At 43.5% G+C, this 23,214-nt stretch carries 16 protein-coding genes; 7 read left to right on the forward strand and 9 right to left on the reverse strand.

Annotation, left to right across the window (positions count from 1 at the left end; genetic code table 11):
- Positions 1-371 precede the first annotated feature (371 nt).
- From ACUNWA_RS13890 to ACUNWA_RS13905, 4 genes are all read left to right on the forward strand, one after another.
- Positions 372-1,625: a DUF6807 domain-containing protein gene (locus ACUNWA_RS13890; RefSeq protein ID WP_445592528.1), complete on the forward strand. Its 1,254-nt coding sequence runs from the start codon at positions 372-374 to the stop codon at positions 1,623-1,625.
- Between the two features lie 58 nt (positions 1,626-1,683).
- Entirely contained in the window at positions 1,684-2,601 is a 918-nt protein-coding gene (locus ACUNWA_RS13895) for a ThuA domain-containing protein (protein ID WP_445592529.1), read from the forward strand.
- Positions 2,602-2,632: 31 nt separating this feature from the next.
- Positions 2,633-4,006, forward strand: a complete 1,374-nt coding sequence (locus ACUNWA_RS13900) for a Gfo/Idh/MocA family protein (protein ID WP_445592530.1) — start codon at positions 2,633-2,635, stop codon at positions 4,004-4,006.
- A 253-nt stretch (positions 4,007-4,259) separates the two neighbouring features.
- On the forward strand, positions 4,260-5,672 hold the full coding sequence (locus tag ACUNWA_RS13905) for a putative oxidoreductase C-terminal domain-containing protein (RefSeq protein ID WP_445592531.1): 1,413 nt from the start codon (positions 4,260-4,262) through the stop codon (positions 5,670-5,672).
- Between the two features lie 182 nt (positions 5,673-5,854).
- Here the strand turns inward: ACUNWA_RS13905 and ACUNWA_RS13910 are convergent, their stop codons facing one another.
- Positions 5,855-6,859 (reverse strand): aldo/keto reductase, encoded by a 1,005-nt coding sequence (locus tag ACUNWA_RS13910; protein ID WP_445592532.1) that lies wholly within the window; start codon positions 6,857-6,859, stop codon positions 5,855-5,857.
- A gap of 218 nt (positions 6,860-7,077) precedes the next feature.
- Here ACUNWA_RS13910 and ACUNWA_RS13915 point away from each other — a divergent pair, with 218 nt between their 5' ends.
- Positions 7,078-7,797: a 3-keto-disaccharide hydrolase gene (locus ACUNWA_RS13915; RefSeq protein ID WP_445592533.1), complete on the forward strand. Its 720-nt coding sequence runs from the start codon at positions 7,078-7,080 to the stop codon at positions 7,795-7,797.
- A 392-nt stretch (positions 7,798-8,189) separates the two neighbouring features.
- Here ACUNWA_RS13915 and ACUNWA_RS13920 read toward each other — a convergent pair whose 3' ends face one another.
- The 8 genes from ACUNWA_RS13920 to nadB form a co-directional block, all read right to left on the reverse strand.
- Positions 8,190-10,304: a peptidylprolyl isomerase gene (locus ACUNWA_RS13920; RefSeq protein WP_445592534.1), complete on the reverse strand. Its 2,115-nt coding sequence runs from the start codon at positions 10,302-10,304 to the stop codon at positions 8,190-8,192.
- Between the two features lie 94 nt (positions 10,305-10,398).
- Entirely contained in the window at positions 10,399-11,670 is a 1,272-nt protein-coding gene (locus ACUNWA_RS13925; RefSeq protein ID WP_445592535.1) for a hemolysin family protein, read from the reverse strand.
- 6 nt (positions 11,671-11,676) lie between these two features.
- Positions 11,677-12,273 carry an LPS export ABC transporter periplasmic protein LptC gene (gene lptC, locus ACUNWA_RS13930; RefSeq protein WP_445592536.1) on the reverse strand — a complete coding sequence of 199 codons (597 nt, stop codon included), beginning with the start codon at positions 12,271-12,273 and terminating at the stop codon, positions 11,677-11,679.
- Positions 12,245-13,879 carry a hypothetical protein gene (locus ACUNWA_RS13935; protein ID WP_445592537.1) on the reverse strand — a complete coding sequence of 545 codons (1,635 nt, stop codon included), beginning with the start codon at positions 13,877-13,879 and terminating at the stop codon, positions 12,245-12,247. Before ACUNWA_RS13935 ends, lptC begins: the two co-directional genes overlap by 29 nt.
- A 33-nt stretch (positions 13,880-13,912) precedes the next feature.
- The gene (locus ACUNWA_RS13940) at positions 13,913-15,193 is read right to left on the reverse strand and encodes a hypothetical protein (RefSeq protein WP_445592538.1); all 1,281 of its coding nucleotides are present in this window, start codon (positions 15,191-15,193) and stop codon (positions 13,913-13,915) included.
- A complete protein-coding gene (locus ACUNWA_RS13945; protein WP_445592539.1) occupies positions 15,177-15,911 on the reverse strand; it encodes a type III pantothenate kinase in 735 nt (244 codons plus the stop codon). Before ACUNWA_RS13945 ends, ACUNWA_RS13940 begins: the two co-directional genes overlap by 17 nt.
- Complete coding sequence (gene nadC, locus ACUNWA_RS13950) at positions 15,908-16,753, reverse strand: carboxylating nicotinate-nucleotide diphosphorylase (RefSeq protein ID WP_445592540.1); 846 nt, start codon at positions 16,751-16,753, stop codon at positions 15,908-15,910. The genes ACUNWA_RS13945 and nadC overlap by 4 nt, the downstream gene beginning before the upstream one ends.
- A complete protein-coding gene (gene nadB, locus ACUNWA_RS13955; RefSeq protein ID WP_445592541.1) occupies positions 16,750-18,321 on the reverse strand; it encodes an L-aspartate oxidase in 1,572 nt (523 codons plus the stop codon). Before nadB ends, nadC begins: the two co-directional genes overlap by 4 nt.
- 519 nt (positions 18,322-18,840) lie before the next feature.
- On the opposite strand from nadB, the gene ACUNWA_RS13960 reads away from it, so the two are divergent.
- Both ACUNWA_RS13960 and ACUNWA_RS13965 read left to right on the forward strand, forming a co-directional pair.
- A complete protein-coding gene (locus ACUNWA_RS13960; protein WP_445592542.1) occupies positions 18,841-20,019 on the forward strand; it encodes an efflux RND transporter periplasmic adaptor subunit in 1,179 nt (392 codons plus the stop codon).
- A complete protein-coding gene (locus ACUNWA_RS13965; RefSeq protein WP_445592543.1) occupies positions 20,003-23,200 on the forward strand; it encodes an efflux RND transporter permease subunit in 3,198 nt (1,065 codons plus the stop codon). The genes ACUNWA_RS13960 and ACUNWA_RS13965 overlap by 17 nt, the downstream gene beginning before the upstream one ends.
- The last annotated feature ends 14 nt before the right edge of the window (positions 23,201-23,214 follow it).

Here is a 23,214-nt window from a genome sequence, read left to right on the forward strand (position 1 = left end):
CTGGGACCTGATACGTACATCATGGGTGATGTAGGTATTGTAGAAACAGCCAAAGTAGCTGTTCCAGGCGAGGCCGCTGAATAATTTTATTTCTACTTGCTGTAAGTATTTTCAGGAGCGAATATTTTTTTCAATATGATTTTTCTGTTCCTAATTGTTCGTATGGCGACTCAATTGACCTAATAGAAAGTTAAAGCCTACTCATGTTTGAGTAGGCTTTTTTCGTTAGGTGTGAGTTATTCTCCTGGGAAGTAGAAGTTTGATTGCTTCATTAATCGTGCAATAATAATACGGATACATGCAAGAAAAATACTGGTCATGACTATTTATTTAAGCTATTTTTACATGACTAACCTTGTAATTTGAAGGCTATGCGTTTAAAACTTTCACTCATTTGTGGTTTGCTTATAGGAACCATGTTGGTTAGGGCTCAGCAGGAACTTCGGTTTCATGTTTATGCCGGAGATTACGATCGATCTAATTGTCCGGTGAGTGTTGATCTTTCATCGGCTGATTTGGAGTTGAATAATGATCATTTTCAGCTTTATCAGCTCGATGGCAAAAGGGAAGTTCCGGTGTCGAGTCAGTTGGAATTAGGGAAAGCTCAACGATTGTGCTTTGTGCTGACAGGCGAACTACCTACAGGAAAAAGTCGGGAGTATGTTTATAAAGCCGCTGACCGGGTTATTTCAGATTCCAAAATCTTACTGGAGAAAAATCAGCAAGGGATAAAACTGGTTTTTAATGAAAAGCCTATTCTGAATTATCAGGTGGCTGAAGTTTATCCGCCCGAAGGCGTTAATCCGCTTTTTAAGCGTTCCGGATTTATTCACCCCCTATGGTCGCCGGGAGGCGAGGAGCTAACCCGTATTCAGGCGCCTGACCATTACCATCACTATGGCATTTGGGGACCTTGGACCAAAACGCATATCGACGGACGCGAGGTTGATTTTTGGAATCTGCTGAAAGGGCAGGGAACAGTGCAGTTTGCTAACTTTTTATCCGAGGTTGAGGGGCCGGTATACAGTGGGTTCAGTGCTTTGCAGCAGCATATTGACTTTGGAGCCAAAGGTGCGGACCAAGTGGCACTGAACGAAGTGTTGGATGTAAGTGCATGGAACATTGATTCAGAAGGAAAAGTGTGGTTGATTGATTATACAAGTACCTTGAACAGTCCGCTGGATTCGGGTATTTTACTCGATGCTTACCGGTATGGTGGAGGTATCGGTTTTCGTGCTACTGAAAAATGGACCAAAGAAAATAGCTCGGTACTGACCTCAGAGGACCATGACCGCTTGACGGCAGATGGCACCAAAGCTAGATGGTGCATTGTTGAGGGCGAGTCGGTTCCCGGTAGGAGTGGTATTTTGTTTATGAGTCATCCCTCAAACCGGGAATATCCTGAGCCGATGCGTGTTTGGCCTGTTGATGCCAATGGCGGAAGAGGTGATGTCTATTTTCAGTTTTGTCCCATCCGGCATACTGACTGGAAAATTGAACGGGGAACAAACTACTCGCAGAAATACCGCCTGTTGCTTTTTGATGGCCAACTCACCAAAGAACAAGCCGAGCAATATTGGCAGGTATTTGCCAGCCCCCTTAAAGTAAATTTTGACAAACCGTAGTCAAATAAAATCTTAAATTGTTTATTTTAAAGTAACAACAGTATAAAACCAATAAATCATGCCTAAACAAATTTTGATTAGTATTTTATTCATCTTCTCTATTTTTGTTGCCAATGCGCAGCAGAAAGAATTTGAATGCAACAAAGAGTGGATTCAGAAAATAATTAAGCTAGCCCCCGAAAAAGCGGAAGTTCAACCCGCCAAACAGCGTAAGGTGCTTGTCTTTAGTCTATTTACAGGATTCAATCATTGGGTAATTCCTCATACCAATGCCGTGATGAAGGCGTTGGGAGAAAAATCAGGAGCCTTTGAGGTTGAAATAAGCACTGATATTTTCAAGTTTGAAAAGAAAAACCTAAGTCAATACGATGCTGTTGTTTTGAACAGTAATTGTTCGAAAGGACCTCGAAGGGATTTGTTTCTGGATGTATTGGATCAGGATGAAAAATTGACCGAGGAGCAACGAAAAGAGAAAGCAGCAGAGCTTGAAGAAAATCTGATTAAGTATGTCAAAAAAGGTGGTGGATTAATGGTGGTGCATGGAGCTATCGTCATGCAGAACAACTCCATGGCCTTCAGTGAAATGGTTGGCGGAAGTTTCGATTATCATCCGGCGCAACAGGAGCTTACGCTTGAATTGGCTGAGCCTGATCATCCCCTGGTGAAAGCTTTTGATGGTGAGCCTTTCGTTCATATTGATGAGCCGTACCTCTTTAATAAAGCCTATGCGAAAAAGAATTTTCGCCCCTTGCTCTATATGGATACCTCGAAGCTTACGAAGAAGAATAAACCCATTGATGAGCAGATTAAATACGTATCGTGGATCAAAAGGCACGGAAAAGGACGCGTGTTTTATGTGTCGCCTTCGCACAATGCTCAAAGTTTCGAGGATAGCCGACTCCTGAAATTTTTTCTCGATGGAGCACAGTACGTGTTGGGTGATTTGAAATGCGATGATTCACCCGCAAAACTTTAAGATGATTAATTAACCGAAAAACGATAAACTTATGAAACGACGTCATTTTTTAAGAAATACGGTTGCCGGAACAGCTGGTGCCATTATCCTTCCAACTATTGTCCCTTCTTCTGTATTTGGGAAAAACGCTCCAAGTAATAAAATCAATATTGCCCAGATTGGTTGTGGTCGTATTGCCCGAAGCCACGATTTGGCGGAAACAATGAAATATGATATTGCACGGGTGATTGCCGTTTGTGATGTGGATAAAAACCGGATGGCTGATGGTAAGAAATTGGTAGAGGATTTTTATAGCGAGAAGTTGGGCGACAAGTACATGGATGTGAAGATGTACGAAGATTACCGCGAAATGCTTCTGAATAAAGACATCGATGCAGTCATGATCAGTACGCCTGATCATTGGCATTCGCAACCAGCTATTGAAGCCGCATTGGCAGGCAAAGATATTTATCTGCAGAAGCCAACATCGCTTACGGTTGAGGAAGGTCGCCAACTGAGTGATATTGTTCATCGCCAAGGTGTGATTTTGCAGGTTGGAACCCAGCAGCGCTCGTCGCCTCAGTTTCGCATTGCTGCCGAGTTGGTTCGTAACGGCCGCATCGGGAAATTGCACACGGTGAAAGTTGGCTTGCCCGGTGATCCCTCAGGGCCTGAAGCTGCGGAGATGCCTGTTCCTGAAGGATTGAACTACGACATGTGGCTCGGGTCAACGCCGGAGGTTCCATACATCGAGATTGGGGTGCACCCGGAGAAAGGCTATGGTCGTCCGGGATGGTTGCGTTTGGAGCAGTATGGTGCGGGCATGATTACCGGTTGGGGACAACATCATTTTGATTCTGCAGCTTGGGGAATGGATACCGAATATACCGGCCCTATTTCGGTGGAGGCGGTAGCTGAGTTTCCGAAATCGGGCTTGTGGAATGTGCATGGCGACTTTATGGTGAAGGCGGAATATGAGAATGGTATTAGCATGTACACCTCAGGAGGTTATACCAATGGGATTCGCTATGAAGGAACCGATGGCTGGATTTTTGTTTCGCGCGGTAGCTATGTGGCTTCAGCAAGTGATCCGGTAGATAAAGAAAAAAGTGCGAAAGCGTTGGATGCAAGTAATCCTGAAATTCTGAAGTCAAAAATAGGCGAGAATGAAATTCATTTGTACCAAAGCAATGAGCAGCACGGTAATTGGCTGGATTGTATTCAAAGCCGGAAAGAACCCATCTCTCCGGTTGAGATTGGGCATCGAGCCTGTACGGTTTGCCTGGTAAGTCACATTGCTATGAAATTGGGACGGAAACTGAATTGGGATCCAACGGCAGAGCGTTTCAAAAACGATGATGAAGCCAATTCGTACCTCAGCCGTCCGCAACGTTTTCCATACGGAACGAATTATGTAATGAAGTAGTGCTGCATTGATCAGCATAAGTAGGGGATAAGACAGATTGAGGGGAGGTGCATCCCCTCAATCTTCAAAAACGGTTATAATCTGAATACGGCGGTAGCTACAATTACCTTCCAGAATGGAAATACTTCTGAAATTGATTTTAAAGATATTGATGGATAAAGGACTTGTTAAGAGAACCTGTTTGTAATCAGTTGACGGAAAATCTTATTTTTGTAGGTGCAAGCAAACTAAATCAACAAAATTGATCAAAGAAATGAGAAATCAATCCCACATTTTTATGTTGTTATCGGTCGTATTTCTGGGCGCCTGCTCTGGCAGCGGACAGAAATCAGCTGAAACAGAAGAAACACAGTCTGAATTTACAGGAGCTAAAGGTGAAGTAAAAATAATGACTCTGGATCCGGGTCACTTTCATGCTGCCTTGGTACAGAAACAAATGTATGAACAAATTGATCCGACGGTATACGTTTATGCTCCAAAAGGCGATGATGTTCAGGATCATCTGAACCGGATTGAAGGTTTTAATACGCGTGCGGAAAATCCCACAAACTGGGTAGAGAAAGTATATGCCGGCGATGACTACCTGGAACGAATGTTGGCTGAAAAACCGGGTAATGTGATGATGGTTTCCGGGAATAATGCCAAGAAAATAGACTACATCAAAGCGGCAGCTGATGCTGGAATCAACATTTTTGCCGATAAGCCTATGGCCATCAATACAGAAGGCTTTGCTTTACTGGAAGAAGCTTTTAAATCAGCAGAAGCCAATGGGGTGTTGTTGTATGATATTATGACTGAACGCCATGAGATAACAACCATTATTCAACGCGAATTATCTAAAATTCCAGAGGTTTTTGGTCAATTGAAAGATGGAACGGCAGAAGAGCCCGCCATCACCAAGGAAAGTGTACACCATATTTTTAAGTACGTGTCAGGTAATCCGATTAAACGCCCGGATTGGTTTTTCGATACCGAGCAACAAGGTGAAGGAATGGTGGACGTTACCACGCACCTGGTCGACATGATTCAGTGGGAAGCTTTCCCGGAGCAAATACTTCAAAAATCAGATGTGGAAATGGTCAATGCCAGCCGCTGGACTACGGAACTCTCTTTAGATCAGTTTCAAGAAGTTACTCAGAAAGACGCTTTCCCCGAATTCCTTCAAAAGGATGTGGTGGATGGCAAGTTGCAGGCCTACACCAATGGCGAGTTTACTTATAAGTTGAAGGGGAAATATGCCAAAGTATCAGTTATCTGGAACTTCCAGGCGCCGGAAGGAACAGGCGATACCCATTACAGCATTATGCGCGGTTCGCTGTGCGATGTAATTATTAAGCAAGGGGAAGAGCAAAACTACAAGCCCACCGTTTATATTCAAGCTACCATTGACAAAGGGCTGAATACCTTTGAAGATGGGCTTCAGAAAGCGGTGAGTGAGGATATCGCAACAAAATATCCCGGGCTGAAATTGGTCAAACTGGAAGATAAACTATGGACTATTGAAATTCCGGATGAATACAAAGTCGGACACGAGGCGCATTTTGCACAGGTAACAGAGAAATACCTGCGCTACCTGAAGCAGGGCAAATTGCCCGAGTGGGAAGTGCCTAACATGATTACCAAGTATTACACTACGACGCAAGCTTTGAAAATGGCCAAGCAGTAGGAAGCACCTAAAAAGATTGATGAAGGCCCGACGATTTTCGTTGGGCCTTTCTTTGTTTGATACCTTTATGTCCGGTTGGATACATTTGATTTAATAAACCTCTTTTTTTTCCGTAGGATGAAGATTTCTTCAAAAAAATAATTCAATAAATGCGTGAGCTAACATTAGCGAGTTCTCCTGTATCACGCTGGCTTTTGTTTGAAATATTCGATATTTCCGGCCAGCGCTTTGTCTTTTACTTTTTCGATTAAAGCTAAACGCTCAGTTTCGCTGAGTTTGATAAACGATTTTGCCATTTTTACTTTGTCGCGAATAAAGTCGGCTTTCTCGGCTCCGGTAATAATGGTGCTCACCGGTAAGGACCAAACAAAATGTAATGCTTCTTCCATGCTGATATAGTTTGGAATCACCGGATCATCGGTTTGCCAGTTTGCACGCTCTTTGGTTGCGAAAAAACGGCCATCAGCCAAGGTCTTCATGGCCAGTACACCAATATTGCGCTCCATCAATTCGGGCATCACATTTTGCGTGAAGCTGAAATACGACTGGTCCAGCACATTGACGGGCATTTGAACCGTGTCAATCGGATTGGCATCGCGGGTGAGTTCCAGCATTCGTTTGTGCGCGAATGGATTCTGATGACCAGTAAAACCAATGTGTTTTACTTTGCCACTTTCCTTGGCACGGATTAAAACATCCAGTACTTTTTCCTGCATCCGGCTGTTGACATCCTCAGGAGTAGTTAGTGAATGCATTTGCCAAAGATCCAGGTAGTCGGTCTTCATTCGTCGAAGCGAATCATCCAGATGTTGTTGAGCTTCGTTAGCTGTTCGTCCCAAGGTTTTGGTCATTAAAAAGATGTGGTCGCGGTATTTAGGAGTTAAATATTGGCCATAGCGTTCTTCGCTGGTAGCGGGGCCATATTGTTCGGCGGTATCGAAAAATCGGATCCCACCTTCCAGGGCAGCTTCAATCACTTCCTGTGCGTCGCGATCGGTGGTCCAGCCAATATGATACCCACCTACGCCAAGCATAGTAATGTTTTCGCCGGTATTACCCAATTTTCGAAGAGGAAGAATTTCACCAAGTTTATCTTGCTGTGGTTGGTTGGCGTAAAGGGCTGAAGGAACAGAAATGGCAGCAGTCATGGCAGCCATGGTTTTTAGGAATTCGCGTCGGTCTGTCATTTTGATTCGATTTTATTACTTTATACAATCGAATGGTGCGTTTGTTCAGTTAGTTACTTGAATTGTAGTAGACGGAAACGCACGAAGGTTCTATCTAGCCATTTCAATTCGAGAGGTTGACAGCGCAAATAAAGCACTTGCATTTCAGCAATGAAAAATCGAACTTTAGGAATTCTTTTTAAATAAATAAAACTGAACTTGAACCAAGTCGAAATTGTATGAAGTTGAAACTGATTTTGATTCTTTTATCCTTTCTGATTTCGTCCGCCGCTATTTCTCAAAGTGATTTTGTTTCGTTGTTCAACGGGAAAAACCTGGATGGTTGGGTGGAGAAAAAAGCACTCCGAGACCGGTATTATGTCTTTTTCAGGGCGATCGATGGCACCATCATGGCCAATTCGTTAAACAATCAGGAGCATGAATATGCTTGGTTATATTCGGAGAAAGAGTACGATGATTTTGAGTTGAAGTTTAAATTCAGGGCTTTCAAAACCAGTACCGGAAATAGTGGCGTGCAAGTTCGCTCGCGTTACAATGATGATGAATATTGGATGAATGGCCCTCAGGTCGACATTCATCCTCCTGAGTCTTGGCGAACCGGCATGGTTTGGGATGAAACGCAGGGAAACCAGCGGTGGATTTTTCCGAACCTTCCGAAAAATGCTTGGGTGAATGAATCGATGCAGTCTAAGAAGATACTGTTTTATTATGCCGAGGAGACCAACCAGTGGAATGTGATGCGTATCCGATGCGTGGGCACGTCAATTGAGGCTTGGTTGAACGGTATTAAAATTACCAATTACAAAGGTGCGGGCACGTTGAATGATGAAACACATCGGCAATTAGATGTGGGTATGAAAGGACACATCGCTTTTCAAATTCATGAAAAGGATGCTATGCTCATGCAGTTCAAAGAGATTTATATTCAGGAATTGTAGTCGTTAACGTACGTTATTCAATTCCATTCTTTTTTCACTTTTCGTCAGTCGTGGTAGACGATACAAACCCATTAGAAATGGTTTAATGGGCTTGCAGCGTCAGCAGCCATCAAGGCATCCTCAAGTCAAAAAATCATTGCTATTCCCTCGATGTTGAATGCATCCCAGATAACTTCAGGGGTTGGTTTAAAAGGAAGCTTTTGGGCGGTGGGAAGTAGTTTGATAGTATGGGGTGCCATCATCATCCAGGTAAATTCTTTCGTTTTTTCCTTCTTGGATTGATGCTGTCCCCGGGTTTTTATTCGACCAAGAAGGGGTGGGGAAGCTAAAAGTATGGCACAAAAAAAGCAGGCTCATTGGCCTGCTTTTCGATATTGTGTTCGGACGTTCGATTAATAGAACTTAGCCCGGTTGTCTTCAATTTCTACAGCATTGCGCTGTGCTTCATAAGCCTGGTAAATGGCGCGTGAACCCATTGTTTGATTTAAGCGCATTTGTTCGGCCATCAAATCGTCATCATTTCCTTTTGTTGTTGACACTACTTTGACGAGGTAAACACCGTTGTGGCCAATAATTGGAGAGGATACTTCATCCTGCTTCAAGCTAGCTAAGGTTCCAATTACGGCAGGTTCCATACCAACTGCAGGAATAGACGTTGAATTGAAGCTTAAGCCATTGGCTGTTTTTACATCAGTGTTCAGTGCTGTAGCGGTAGCTTCCAGATCACTTCCACTAGTCGCATCCTTAACTTTTTGAGCTAAGGCTTTTCCTTTATTCTCTTTCTTAACGGCGAGCTCAACACGTGGCTTAACTTCCTCGAAAGAGGCGATACCTTCTTCAGTCTCGCTAACTAAGGCGGCTACCACAAAGCTGTCACCCAATTCGAAAATAGCAGAACCTTCGTTGTTATGAAGAATGTCTTTTACATCGGCTTGGTAAGCTGAACGAATCATTGGACGTGATTCAGCAAGACCTCTTATTTCGCGGTCGTTTTCGCCAATGGTCGCAATTCTTTTCGTCAATTTTTCATTGGTAATAGCATCAGTAAATGATTTGTAATCCTGATTTTCGGAAACAAATTTACTGGCTTGGGCATACACATTCTGGTAAGTTTGAGTACTTGGTTCAATGGTACGTGAAAGGGTAGCCAAACGTACTTGTTTTACTTCTTTTCCTTTTCGAGTAGGTTGAATTAGGTGAACACCGAACTGTGATGTTGTGGTGTACAACTTATTGACTTCACCATTAAACGCAGCTTCTTCAAACGGTTTTACCATTTGGTTCCTTTTAAACCAACCTAAGTCACCGCCCTCACGAGCCGAACCTGTATCTTCAGAATATTGCTCTGCTAATTTGGCAAAACTTGCTCCGTTTTCAATCAACCCTTTCAGGCTGTCAGCCAAAGCTAAAGCAGCTTCGTAACTTCCCATTTTTTCAGGGTTGATTAAGATGTGACGAGCTTTTACCGAATCAGGAAGATCTTTGAAATCATCAATTTTGACCAGTTTATAAGTGTTTCCTTCTTTGAAAGGGCCGTAAACAGCACCTGCTTTGTTATTGAAAGCAAACTCGGCCAGGTCAGCAGACAGCGCTTCTTTCTTCTGATAGATATTTTCGAAAGGCACATCTGAATTGACGTTGACGTATTGCTCGTTTTCTGATACCTCTGCAAATTCATCTTTGATATCTTCCACCCATTTGAGCGTATTGGCATCATCCGATTCAGTTGCTTTTACATCGAAAGTAATGTATTCAATGGTACGGCTTTCAGCTTGTTTGTAGTTGTCTTGATGCTTGTTGTAGTAAGCTTTCAATTCGTCTTCAGATACTGAAACGGCACTGTCGGGCATTGAAATGTAAGGTAGACGAATGTACTGAATATTTGCCTGTTGGTTTTTGGCTTCCAGGCTTTTTTGTGCTTCAGCTTTTGTAACATACAAACCCTGACGAACCAAGTTGTTGTATTTGGTTTGAATACGTTCTTCCTTTATTTGTTCTTCAATGTATAGCCAATATGCTTTTTGTTGAGCGGTTGCATTCAAATCCAGCGACTTCAGGAATTGCAGCACGGCTGTTTTATCAACCTGTCCGGTTTGCGGATTGCGGAAGAGCTGTTGAATAATCGGGTGTAGGTTGTTACCTTGAACCATATCAAATAGTTCATCGGCAGTAACCGTTAAGCCCAAATCTTCATATACGTCGCTCATCACGATTTCACGAACTAAGTTTTGCCAGGCTTGCTCTCTCACTTGAACCCATGTGTTTTCATCTAGCTGAGAGGTTCCGGTGTTCATCTTGTAGATTTCAGCCATTTCCTCAACTTGTCTTTGAAAATCGGGATATTGAACAGATTCTCCATCTATTTCGGCAACTTCTAACTGCTGAGGCCTCAATAATGAACTACCTGAGCGAAGTATGTCACCTAAAATAAAGGCAACTAATGCAAGTCCAATAATGATCGCTACCAACAAGCCGGCACGATTTCTTATTCTCTGTAATGTAGCCATTGACTAATAATTATTGAATTATGATTTACTTATTTTTTTACGAGGTACGAAGATAGCAATTTTGGGAATTATTCCTTAAGAATCATTTTTTATTTTAGTTGTTGTCCAATATCTTAAGGTTTACCAATTCAATCTTCGTATTTGTAGCTTTTAATACCTTAAAACGGTAGTGGTCAATCTCAATCACCGTGTTGATTTTAGGGATACTCTCATGGTGAAAGAGGATGAAGCCGGCCAAGGTTTCAAAATGTTCTTTAACAGGAAAACCGAGGTCGTATTTTTCATTCAGATCATCCAGCTCGATTCGGGCCGACAGGATATATTCATTGGCGCTGATTTGTCGTTCTACAAAATCGCTGGTATCATGTTCATCTTCAATCTCTCCGAAAATCTCCTCTAAAATATCTTCGCTGGTGACCATACCCGAAGTGCCTCCAAATTCGTCAACGACAATGGCTATGCTGCGATGTTGCGAAATAAACTTACTAAGAAGTTTGCTGGCTGGCATGGTTTCGGGTACAATCAGTACCTGCTTCAGGTTTGACCGTATGGAGCCCGGGTTTGAAAAAATAGAGGAGTGGTGAATGTAGCCAATAATGTTATCAATGTTATCCTGGAAGAAAAGGATACGTGAATAGCCGGTTTCAATGAATTTCTGGATGAGGTCTTCCATGTTGGCATTGATGTCCATGATTTCCATCTCCGTACGCGGAACCATGACTTCACGTAGTTTGACTTTTGAAAAGTCGAGGGCATTACGAAACAGTTTAACTTCGCTTTCCAGTTCGTGTTCACGACGTTGTTGAGCTTCATCCGACTCATTTACAAAATGGTCGAGATCGATGCGGTTAAATACATTCTTTTTAATCTTTTGGTCAAAAGATGATTTGAAAATCGTGTTCAGCAAAACATGGGAGATCCACATGGTTAGCTGGGTGATGGGGTAGAATAGAAAAAAGAAAAAGCCGAGAGGCACGGAAAAGAAACGTAAAAAAGAGTTGGGGTTGATACGGAAAAGTGTTTTGGGTAAAAACTCGGCGGTGAACAAAATCAGCAAGGTGGAGCTGATGGTTTGCAGCAAGAGCACAACACTATCTCGCGGAATGAATCGATAAAAAAAAGGTGACAGCAGTTGCGCAAATGCGATACCATAAATGACCAAAGCAATGTTGTTACCCACCAGCATGGTGGCAATGTATTGTCCTGGATTTCGAGTGAACAAGGTTAGAATTTTGGCACTGACGAAGTTTTGTTGTTTATCCAGTTCCAGCCTCAGTTTATTGGCCGACACAAAAGCAATTTCCATCCCGGAGAAGAAGGCGGAGAACAGGATCGTTATAAAGATGATGATAATCAGGGTTTCCATGGGCTGTTATTCGTCAACTTCAATATAAAGGGGGCCTTTCGGGTTTTTTATGATCCAGTTGGAAAGGTTCTGATCGGATTCGAAGCCAATACCAGTAATTACCTGATCTTTACGTATGATTTTGACAAACTGTTCCGAATAGATGATTCCTTTTTTTTCTTCCCAAATCAGATGTTCTGTTTTTAAGGTATCTCCGCTAGGATTAATGGCAACAACATTATTCTTTGCTTCCCACTTGGCTTCTTTTTCATAATAGCGCGCATAATTGGAGGTAATACCAGCGATTTGCTCCATCTTTTCGTTGTAGCGCTCAATTTTAACTCCTTGAGGAAATTCGATAAAAGGGTCTTCGCTTTTGTCGTAGCGAATTAGTTTGGGGGTAATTAATTTAAACCGGATGATGGTTGAGTCGGAATGAAGCATCTCATAGTTTTCGGCTTCCATTCCTGCCATATTCTCTCCTGCAGAGAGTTCTTTAATCTTTTCAATCTTGTTTGCACAAGAAAAGAAAAGCATTGCAATTCCCGTAAGGAGAATTGCAATGCTTACTTTAGAATATTTGGTTTGTGCGTTGTTATTTGGCACGTACTTTTGTTGTTTCATTGATCCAACTACCAATTTTATAGCTTTGTCCATCCTGAAATCCCTCGAAGAACAAGGTTTCCTTATCGGGGAAATATTGCTTGTAGAGGTTGATTTTTTCATTTGCCGTTCCGAATACTTCCGGATCAACACGTTTGGCTTTCTGATAATAATCAGTTGCTAGCCAATACAGGGATTGGTGCTCCAAATCGCTTTCTCCATAGTTTTTGCTATAGTAAGCATAGATGTCACCTAGCAAGATGTAGGCACGACCTGAACTTGGGTTATTGGCAACAGCTTTGCGTGCCAGATCGCGAGATTTTTGGAAGTTTTGTTCTTTCGCAAAAATAAACGAACCTAACTCGTAATAGTATTTAGCCAGTAATTCTTTGTCCGTTTCAGCTTCAATGGCGTTGTTGTAATATTCTTTGGCACGATCGAACTGATCACGTTTCACAAACAAACGGGCCATATTGAAAGCAGCTTCAGCTGAAGGATCTAACTGATATAACTTGTCTGATGCTTTGGCAAATAGGGGGCTGTCAGTACAGTCTCTACGCTCCAGGATACGAAGCATCTTTTTTAGATCTTCAACATCCTGAGAAATCGTCTCAAATTGAGGTTCGTAAAGGGCAATCAGTGCTTCGCAATCAGCGGCACCACTGGTCTGAAACAAGCGGTCTACCAATTCTTTTGAAGTGGTGTATTTTTCGCTGTTAGGCTCTTCTTTCAAATAGTTGTTGATAATTTCGGAAGCTGTTTGATAATTGGCAGCCACTTTGTCCTTGGGGAGTTCGCCCATCAGAAACAGACGTTTGGTTGCTTGCATGAATACAACTAAAACAGCTGCTTCTGTTTGTTTTTGTTCTAGTTTGATCGATTCCTCCAAGAAGCCATATCCTTCTTTTAAAATTGATTTCAGTTCATCATCATTTAGGTTCTCATTATCCAATTTGAATTTTAGATAGTCAGTACCTTTCCGTCCTAAAACATAACCTTCTTGGTTGAAGTATTTTGTTCTACGATCGTAAACAGACATCAATGAGTCGATGAAGGCATCTTTTTTATCCCAATCGGTCTCGTTATTGATAGCCGCTTCATACATGTTGGCTCCGTGAATGTAAAGATTCAGGGTTGACTTGGGGTATTTGTAGTATACTTTTTCCCAAGGTTTCATCGCTGATTTGAAATCGTCTTGTTTGTAGAATTGGTCATACATTGACAAATTCGTCATGAAGTCGCGGTCTTTGGCTTTCACCAGCTCCTGCATTGTTCTGAGGTCAACACCACCATCAACAGCAGCTGCTCCACCTTTAGTTGGAATTTCTCCGTCAAAGCTAAAGTCAATCACGTTACTGGTGTTATTTTCAATGTCCAGTTTTCGCCTGTCGTCAATAAAGGTAAACTCCAGATATTTTGTTTTGTCACTAACTTCGATTTCATATTTACCATCAAAACTAGTCATGTATGAGTCGGAAGATTTGTGAGCTTCCACAGTCACCCCAGCTGCTTTCTCTCCTTCACGGTAGACGGTGCCCTTGATGACTCTTTGAGCAATAACGGAAACTCCTGTCATTGCAACGAGTGCTATGGTGAGCAAGATTGTTTTAGAAAATAAAGGTTTCATGATCAAGTATTATTAAATTACACTTTTTTTTGATTAGTCGAATTTTCGTTGAATAAACCAGCGGTCATACAATTTCAAGTATAAACTTATTTTGGTATAGTTTTCACGAATAAGGTTGTCTTTAACCGTTCCCCGGCGGCCTAGTTCCACTGCTAAATTAATAGTGGATTTCGAACGTCCGACTGGTAATCCTATACCAAAACTCATGCCAGTTTCATTAAGTTGCTGGTTGTTGATTTTTAAGTATGATTTATCCAGGTGCAATCCGGCACGGTATCGGATACGTTTCAAGTAGCTTCGGATGGAAGTAGCTTCAGGAATGTACTCTGCACCCACACTGTAGCGTGTTTGGTTGGTCAACTCCGGAATTGTACTGCCGTAAAACTTGGCTTCACTCCACTGCGAACGGTAATAGTCAGCATTAACTTCCAGTTTGTTCAGTTTGGTATAGCTTAAGCCTATCCCCACGCTGGTCGGTAGCTGTATTTTTCCGGCTTCATCCTGAATGTGCTTGATGGAATCAGATAATATACCGCCGCCGTAATTTAAAATTTTGTCTTGTGTTAAGGAGTGGAAAGCAGTAAACTTGGCTTTTTTCTCGAAGGTGGCTCCAATAGTCAGGTATTCATCTGGTTTTAAGTTGATATCATACTGGGCTCCCAGCAAGTAAGCGAAGTCACGTAAGCGCGATTGCTCTGTTTCGTTAAACCCATATTGTTCAGGGTCATCAATAAAATAGATCGAGTTGTTTTGGTTGAGTGTTCCGAATAAATAGTAAACGTTGGCTCCGACCGAAAGTGCTTCAGTGAGGTTAAATCCAGCACCCAAATAGGCTTTTGAAATGGTTCCTGTTCCAAAATAACTTTTCCCGACTCTTCCAATGCCAGGCATATCTTCTTCGACATAAACTTCATATCCTTTGTCAGCATAAGGTGTAATCCCGACAGTGGCAGCAGCCCAGCGATTTATAGGGAAGCTAAAGGAGAAATACCTGAAGTTAAAATCGTTGGTTGTATACTTTGAATTGGCTGATTTGTATTCCGAAATCCGTCCGTCAGCTCCAAATTCAAAGATGAAAGATAAACTGTCAATTGCGGCATAGGATGCCGGGTTCGAAGAGTTAATCTGTACTTGGTGTCGGCTACCTAAAGATGCGCCACCCATTCCGGCAAAACGCCCGTATGAGTAGGGATGAAGGTCTCCTAAACCGAAACGGGAAAATGGCGATGAGGTGTTATTGTTTTGTGCGAATGAAGTCAATCCAATGAGAACGAATAATCCGCTGATGAAGATTCCTCTAAGTTTTTTTAACATTGTATTCCAGAATTCTGTTTAAACCGATGAGCGTTAAATTAAAGTGTACAAAGATGGAATTTTTTAACTTCTTATCAAAGAATTTAGCATCACCCCCGGTAATAATGACTTCTAAATTTTCGTAAATAGTGTTAAAGTAGTCTAAATACTGTTCAACCTCAAACAAGAGTCCAAGCTGAACCCCGGATTGAATCGCTGATTCCGTGTTTGTTCCGATCATTTGGAATTCATTCGTTGCCTTCAATAAGGGAAGTTTTCCGGTGAACTGATGAAGCGATTTATAACGGGTTTCGAGTCCCGGAGATATATTTCCACCTAAATATTCCTTGTTGGCTGTTATGATTTCATAAGTGATCGCGGTACCTGCATCAATGACCAGAACGTTTCTATCAGGAAAAATCTCGGTGGCGCCCACGGCAGCTGCCAGCCGATCTTTCCCGAGGGTGCCCGGTGTTTCGTACCGATTGGTAATTGGCACGGGGGTGTTGGCATCTAGCTCGATAAAGTTTTTAAACGAGCGCTCTAAAAAGCTTTTTAGCTCTGGCGAATATTCGCGTACGGAAGAGACAATCGCATGTTGCAAGTCGTCGTGTTCATCGAGCAAAACCTGAATGTGTTCGGGTTTTAGTTCGTCTAACGGGACATTGAACATGAGGTCGCGCTCGTTGAATAGAGCCAGCTTAATGCGGCTGTTTCCGATGTCAATGACGAGGTTCATTCTTCCAATCGTTGGCTGATGTCCATCGCTTGTACCGAGTGGGTTAAGGCCCCGATGGAGATGTAGTCGACTCCGGTTGCTGCCACCCCTTTTAGGCGCTCAATGGTCATGTTGCCCGAGGCTTCAACTTTAGCTCTCCCTGCAATTAACTGAACCGCTTTGGTCATGGTGGCATTGTCCATATTGTCGAGCATGATGATGTCGGCTTTGGCTTCTACCGCTTCTTGTACCTGCTCCAGCGTGGTGGTTTCCACCTCTATTTTTATGTCGGCCGGAATTTTACTCCTGATTTGTTCCACTGCCGGAGTAATTCCGCCAGCCACTTCAATGTGGTTGTCTTTAATCATTACCATATCGTACAGGCCAATGCGGTGATTGCTTGCTCCGCCTGTTTTTACCGCGTATTTGTCCAGCATGCGGAATCCTGGCAAGGTTTTGCGGGTGTCCAGAATAACGGTTTTGCTGTCTTTCACGGCATCGGCGTATAGGGCCGACATGGTAGCAATACCCGACAGGCGTTGGAAGAAGTTTAGCGCGGTCCGTTCTGCCGTTAGCAGGGCTCGGTACGATGCTTCAAAACGAACCAGCACGGTTCCATTGCTTACGCGTGCACCTTCTTCAACCTGAGGTTCCCAAACCAGGCTTTCATCAAAGTGGCGGAAAACCATTTCGGCAATGGGCAAGCCGGCAATCACGCCATCAGCTTTAGCTACCATGTAGGCTTTGCGGCGGGTCTCTGCCGGAATGAGGTTGTTGGTTGTAATATCTCCCGTTGCAACATCTTCGTCCAGCGCTAGCTGAATGAGTGTTTTAGCTGCTTCCAGTTCTTGTGCGTTCATCATGTTTGAATGGGTATAAATAGAGGTTCTTTATTTTTTTGTTGAATAATATGTAGTCGGAAGTCGGGGGACTCGTGTTGGTAATCTTCCCGAATATGTCCGCCGCGGCTTTCTTCGCGCAGCAAGGCCGATCGCGTAATCAACAAGCAGATTTGTAAAATTTGCTTGGTTTTTAGTTCGTTGTAGTCGGTTGTTTTTGAAGGAAGCTGCTTGCTCATTGCTTCCAACTCGATGATTGTTTCCTGCAGCTGCTTTCCGTTGCGAACAATACCTACTTTGTCTGACATGAGATCAGCAATCTTGTTTTTGATTTGAAGAAAGGCTTGCTCATTTTTCGGGTCATTCGAAAGCCCGCCTTGGATGATCTGCTGATGTGTCGCGGCTTTTCGTTTTGCCGCTTGTTCGCTGGCTCTTTTTCCAAACACCAAACATTCTAACAGTGAGTTGCTGGCAAGTCGGTTGGCGCCCATAACTCCCGTCGAGGCAACTTCGCCGCAGGCGAAAAGCCCAGAGATATTAGTTTCTCCGTTCAAATCGGTTTTAATGCCGCCAACCATGTAATGTGCTGCCGGAGCAATCGGTAGCAGGTCGGTGGTCATGTCGTAGCCATATTCTTTGAGTTTATTGTAGATGGTCGAAAAGCGGGTTTTTGTCTTCTCCGGATCCATGTGTTTCATCGAGAGGTAGATGTGCGGACTCTTGAGTTTTTGCATCTGACGGTAAATTGAAAAGGCTACAATGTCACGTGGAGCAAGCTCCGCCAGTGGATGCACCTCTTTCATGAATCGTTCTCCGTTTGTATTCAGCAGCCAAGCACCTTCTCCGCGTACGGCTTCACTAATTAAAAATGCATCCTTGTCCTTTAAGGAAAGGGCCGAGGGATGAAATTGAATGAATTCCATGTCGGCTAGTTCGGCACCCGCATCGTAAGCCAATGCAATCCCATCGCCCGTTGCCGTGTGAGGGTTCGTTGTTCGGCTGAACAGACGCGAAAGGCCACCCGTTGCCAGAATGCTGGCTTTGGCCGTGACGATCATGCTTTTGCCCGAGATAAAATCAATGGCTTGAACTCCTGTGCACTGACCTTCGTCAATTAACAATTTGGTTGCGGCTGTATATTCAAATGAGGAGATGGTTGGCTGTTCTTTCACAATTTGTAGCAGAAAGCAGGTCAGCGCTTTTCCGGTGGCATCGCCTCCGGCATGCAGAATGCGACGTTTGCTGTGTCCGCCTTCCAGCCCTAAAACATATTCTCCGTCTTTTTTGTCAAACTGCATTCCCAGTTCAATCAGCTCTAAAATCCGATCACGACCTTCAGTAACCAGTAGCTGAACGGCTTCTTTTTCACATAGTCCCCGTCCGGCAACAACGGTGTCATGGTAATGCAATTCAGGCGAGTCCTCGTCGGTTATTGCCCCGGCAATTCCCCCTTGTGCGTAATAGGAATTGCTGGTGTCCAGCTGTGATTTTGAAAGGATAGCAACGGTTCCGTGCTTCGAAGCATGGTAGGCTGCCGCTAAGCCTGCTAAGCCACTGCCAATAACAATGGTATCAAAATTTAATACTTGCATTTACGTTGAAAGTTCTCAATAAATAATAAGGAAGGCAAAGGTATATAAATCTGTTTTACGCTTGGTGAAATATTCCGTGTTTTTGAATTTTCTAGCGGAATGAGCTGCTCGGATTAACTTTTTTCTCTTATTTAGAAATATTTACATTTAATAGAGTGGGGCTTTGGGATTATCGTCGGATATTGTGATCCGTTTTGGTTTGGAGGCTCGTTTTTGTTAGCTGGATTAAACGATCGATAGAAGTTTAAGTCTTTTTTTGAGTGGACAAGAGTGAGCGGATTTTGCAAATAAAGTGCTTTTTAAGAGCAGACTTTAAATCATGATTTTATATTTTGCAGCTGATTTGGTCCACTTTTGAGCTAAATGCCTAGCGTTAACTATCAAATATGCTTGTTTGAGCTTTGCTTTTGATGCTATTTGCTTGTTCTTTTGAAGATTATGAAATGGAAATTTTCTGACCGAGGGTCAAAATAGATTCTCTGTCTAACTAGTACTTATTTAACCTATCAATAAAATCGCATGAATTGGAGAAAAATTACGTTTGTTGTCATTGCCCTGATTGTCCTTTTGGGAGGATCGGCGGCTTTGTCAAGACTTTTTATCTCGATGAAGCCGGAACCCAAACAAGGTCCGCCAGTCGAAGTGAAACGCTATGTGTCTGCCGAGCAGGTCGTTTATCAGGATGTTCTATCGGGTGTCACGGCTCAGGGAAGAGTGATTTCTGGAAATGATGTTCTGTTGGTAGCTGAAGCTGCCGGAAAAATAGAAGCCGGATCGGTGAGCTTGAAAAAAGGGACATCGTTTAAAAAAGGACAACATCTGGCGAGCATTTATAAAGATGAGATGGAATTGGCTTTAAAAAGTAAGAAAAGTGTTTTCCTAAAAAGCCTGACCAATATTTTGCCTGATCTCAAAATTGACTTTCCCGACAGTTATCAGGCTTTTCTGGACTTCTTCAACCAGATCGATTTGAATGTGCAATTTCCGGAGCTTCCGAAATACGATAATGAAAAATTGAAGATTTTCTTGGCTAGCCAGGGAATATTGAATGATTACTACAGTATCCGTCAGGATGAAAAACGCTTGGAGCGGCACTCCATGCACGCCCCGTTTGATGGCACTTTTACGCAGGTGATGCAGGAAGTTGGAGCTTATGTGAATACCGGAGGACAGATTGCAAAAATGATTCGTACCGATATGCTGGAATTGGAAGTTCCAGTTGAAAACGAATTTTCGAAATGGATTAAGTTGGGCGATCGGGTGAATGTGATTAAGGGGCAACATGGAAATTTGCACGGCACGGTTATTCGTAAAGCCGCCTTTGTCGATCAGAATTCGCAGTCGCGCAGTGTTTTTATCAAAGTGGATCCCCAGGCAGGAGCCGAATTGTTGGCCGGTGAGTATTTGTCGGTTGAGTTCCCGGGTTACCTGATTGAAGATGCTATGGAGATTCCCCGCAGTGCTGTGTTTAATACCAATACCGTGTTCACGGTTGTTAATGGCTACCTGCAGAAACAGCAAATCAATATTATTAAAGTCAATACCTCTAGCTTGATTTTTGATGGCTTAGAAGAGGGCACTTATGTGGTTCAGGAGGCATTGATCAATGTGAAAGAGCGCACGCCGGTTGAAATTCTGGACGCCCAGACCAGTGGAAATACACCAAAGGAAAAGAAAGACGATGAGAAAGGCAGTTGAGATTTTTGTACGATTTCCGTTCTATGCCAACCTTATTCTGGTTTTTCTGCTGGTTATTGGTGGGTTAAGCATGTACACCATGAAAAAGTCTTTCTTTCCGGAAAGACCTTCGAGAAATATCTATGTGTCGGTTTTTTACCCGGGAGCTTCTCCAGTTGAAATGGAAGAGGGGGTTACCTCGCGGATTGAGGAAGCCGTGAGAGGAATTCCTGGAATTTATGAGATCACCTCTACTTCTTCGGAAAATTCGGCAAGGGTGCAAATTGAAGTGACAGGCGATATCGATATTGATGAAACTTTGATAGAGGTGAAAAATGCGGTGGACGGAATTTCCTCCTTTCCCTCGGCTGCTGAGCGTCCCATTGTTTTCAAACAACGTACGACTTCGCGTGCTTTGTTTTTGCGCATGAGTGGTGATGTCGATTTAATGACCCTCAAAGAATATGCCCAGCAGGTGGAAGAAGAATTGCTGGCATCGGGCAAAGTGAGTCAGGTTGATATTTATGGATTTCCGCAGCTGGAGATTTCGGTGGAAGCGGCAGAGCACGATCTGCTTCGCTATGGTATCACTTTTAGCGATCTGGAAAACGCCATTTCGCAAAACAACCGCGATATTTCCGGAGGAGAGATTCGCTCCATGCAGGAAGAATTAATTATCCGTCTGCGTTCGCGAAGTCCTGATCCTAACAAAATTGGAGATATTGTCTTGCGGGCAAATATGGATGGCAGCCTCATTCGCATTCGCGATGTAGCCGAGGTGAAAAAGAAGTTTGCTGATGTGCCAACCAAGAGCTTGCGTAAGGGAAAACCTGTGGTAACCATCAGCATTTCAAAATTAATAGTAGAGGACCTGGAAGATATTGATGAGTATGTGCATCAATACATTGAGGAATTTAATGCCAAGCATCCCGGAGTAGAAGTGGGGGTGACATTTTCGTTCCTTGAGTTGCTACACAGCCGACTGGATTTACTATACACCAATGGTTTGCAGGGCTTGGTGCTAGTGGTCTTAGCACTGGCATTCATGCTGAGTACCCGACTGGCCCTTTGGGTGGCCTGGGGAATACCGGCTTCTTTCCTGGCCATGTTTATTGTAGCCAACCTGATGGGGGTAACCATCAATATGATTTCTCTTTTTGGAATGATCTTGGTCATCGGTATTTTGGTGGATGACGGAATTGTGATCGGCGAAAATATTTTCCAGCATTTCGAGATGGGCAAAAGCCCGATGCGGGCCGCTATTGATGGTACGGTGGAGGTAATTCCTGCAGTGGTCACATCGGTTACCACAACCATTATTGCGTTCTCTCCTTTGTTCTTTATTACCGGAAGAATGGAGATGATGCATGAAATGGCTTTCATCGTGTGTGCCAGCTTGTTCTTTTCGCTTTTCGAAGCTTTCCTGGTACTGCCGGCTCACTTGGGGAATGAGCATGTGCTTAGCGAACGAACAATGAATGCCCGTAAGAAGGGATTCAGAAAATACTCCGAGAGAATGTTTAACTGGTTGCGCAATTATGCCTACGATCGGGTGTTGAAATTGATTGTGCAATGGCGTTACTTAGTGGTTGGTGTGCCGCTGGCTATGGTGCTGATTACAGCCGGATTGCTTGGGGGACAAATTATTAAAACCACCTTCTTTCCTCGCATGGAATTCGATTCATTCAACATTAATATTGCCTTTACACCAGGGCAGGGAGAAGCGCAGACGATGACTTACCTGACCCGATTTGAGCAAGCCGTGTGGGAGGTGAATGATGATTTGAAAAAGGAGTACAACGATACGGTTGACATTATCGATAATGCTTTTGTGAATATGGGTAGTGCTTTTGATGGGCAGGAAACCGGGGCACACGCTGGTAATATCAATGTTTTTCCTCGGAACTCAGAAGAAACCGGCATCAGTACCTATGAAATAATTAACCGGGTGAATAAGAAAGTTGGACCGGTGCTGGAGGCAGAGAAATTTACTATTGGCGCACGCGGACGTTTTGGCGATCCTGTTTCCATCAGCTTGCTCTCCCGGAATATTGAGGAGCTAAAATCGGGGCGCGATTTTCTGATGAGTAAGCTTGAGGAGATGCCGCAGTTGAAAGATGTGGTTGACAACAATGCGCTGGGAAAACAGGAGGTTCGACTGAAGCTGAAGCCGATTGCTTACATGCTTGGCCTGACAGAGGCTTCCATTGCCAGTCAAGTGCGGCAAGGGTTTTATGGTGGCCAGGCGCAGCGTATTCAGGAAGGACGCGATGAGTTGCGCATATGGGTGCGTTATCCCCGCGAGGACCGGACGACTCTGGGGCAGATGGAGCGGATGAAAATAAAAACGGTTGCCGGCGATTATCCGTTGGCCGAGCTGGTCGATTATAATCTGGAGCGGGGGCCGGTCAATATTCAGCGCTTCAACGGACGGCGCGAAATTCGGGTTAGTGCCGAGCTGGTCGATCCGGATGCTTCGGTAACCGAAATTCTGGAGCAAATTGAGCAGAGTGTTATGCCGGAATTGCTTGCCTTACATGCCGGTATTAGTGTTGAATACCAAGGGCAGCAAAAAGAAAGTCAGCGAAACATGTCGGATATGGTCATTTATTTTCCGCTGGCCTTTTTGATGATTGTCTTTATTTTGATGATCAACTTCAAGTCGTTCGAACAGCCACTGTTGATTCTGATTATGATACCTTTGGCGGTGCTGGGCTCCATCTGGGGGCATGGAATTCATGGGAAACCGGTCTCCATATTGAGCTTGTGGGGAATTGTTGCCCTTACCGGAGTAATTGTCAACGACTCTGTCGTGTTTCTGGCAAAATACAATTCGCTTATTGAGGCAGGAGGGAAGGTAAGGGAATCTATTGTAGAAGCAGGGAAGAATCGCCTTCGCCCGATTATTCTAACGACTTTGACGACGTCATTTGGCTTATTTCCTTTAGTTTTAGAAAAGAGTTTTCAAGCTCAGTTCCTGATTCCAATGGCTATTTCGCTGGTGTATGGGGTAGCGTTCGGAACCTTGTTTATCCTTTTGTTCTTCCCGGCTCTGATTATGATTTTGAATGATGTTAGGCGTGTTGCCCGGCAGCTGTGGCATGGACGTAAATTTAAACCCGAAGAAGTTGAGATAGCTTATCTGCACAGTTTAAGAAAGCTTGAAAATGAGAATGGACGAAATGAGAAAAAGTCAAACTAAAAGCTCACATCAAG

Source organism: Sunxiuqinia sp. sy24, assembly GCF_052677165.1.

Excerpts from the sequence above, each read along its gene's own strand:
- ACUNWA_RS13890 (WP_445592528.1), top strand. The coding sequence starts at position 372 with ATGCGTTTAAAACTTTCACTCATTTGTGGTTTGCTTATAGGAACCATG.
- ACUNWA_RS13895 (WP_445592529.1), top strand. The coding sequence starts at position 1,684 with ATGCCTAAACAAATTTTGATTAGTATTTTATTCATCTTCTCTATTTTT.
- ACUNWA_RS13900 (WP_445592530.1), top strand. The coding sequence starts at position 2,633 with ATGAAACGACGTCATTTTTTAAGAAATACGGTTGCCGGAACAGCTGGT.
- ACUNWA_RS13905 (WP_445592531.1), top strand. The coding sequence starts at position 4,260 with ATGAGAAATCAATCCCACATTTTTATGTTGTTATCGGTCGTATTTCTG.
- ACUNWA_RS13910 (WP_445592532.1), bottom strand. The coding sequence starts at position 6,859 with ATGACAGACCGACGCGAATTCCTAAAAACCATGGCTGCCATGACTGCT.
- ACUNWA_RS13915 (WP_445592533.1), top strand. The coding sequence starts at position 7,078 with ATGAAGTTGAAACTGATTTTGATTCTTTTATCCTTTCTGATTTCGTCC.
- ACUNWA_RS13920 (WP_445592534.1), bottom strand. The coding sequence starts at position 10,304 with ATGGCTACATTACAGAGAATAAGAAATCGTGCCGGCTTGTTGGTAGCG.
- ACUNWA_RS13925 (WP_445592535.1), bottom strand. The coding sequence starts at position 11,670 with ATGGAAACCCTGATTATCATCATCTTTATAACGATCCTGTTCTCCGCC.
- lptC (WP_445592536.1), bottom strand. The coding sequence starts at position 12,273 with ATGAAACAACAAAAGTACGTGCCAAATAACAACGCACAAACCAAATAT.
- ACUNWA_RS13935 (WP_445592537.1), bottom strand. The coding sequence starts at position 13,879 with ATGAAACCTTTATTTTCTAAAACAATCTTGCTCACCATAGCACTCGTT.
- ACUNWA_RS13940 (WP_445592538.1), bottom strand. The coding sequence starts at position 15,193 with ATGTTAAAAAAACTTAGAGGAATCTTCATCAGCGGATTATTCGTTCTC.
- ACUNWA_RS13945 (WP_445592539.1), bottom strand. The coding sequence starts at position 15,911 with ATGAACCTCGTCATTGACATCGGAAACAGCCGCATTAAGCTGGCTCTA.
- nadC (WP_445592540.1), bottom strand. The coding sequence starts at position 16,753 with ATGATGAACGCACAAGAACTGGAAGCAGCTAAAACACTCATTCAGCTA.
- nadB (WP_445592541.1), bottom strand. The coding sequence starts at position 18,321 with ATGCAAGTATTAAATTTTGATACCATTGTTATTGGCAGTGGCTTAGCA.
- ACUNWA_RS13960 (WP_445592542.1), top strand. The coding sequence starts at position 18,841 with ATGAATTGGAGAAAAATTACGTTTGTTGTCATTGCCCTGATTGTCCTT.
- ACUNWA_RS13965 (WP_445592543.1), top strand. The coding sequence starts at position 20,003 with ATGAGAAAGGCAGTTGAGATTTTTGTACGATTTCCGTTCTATGCCAAC.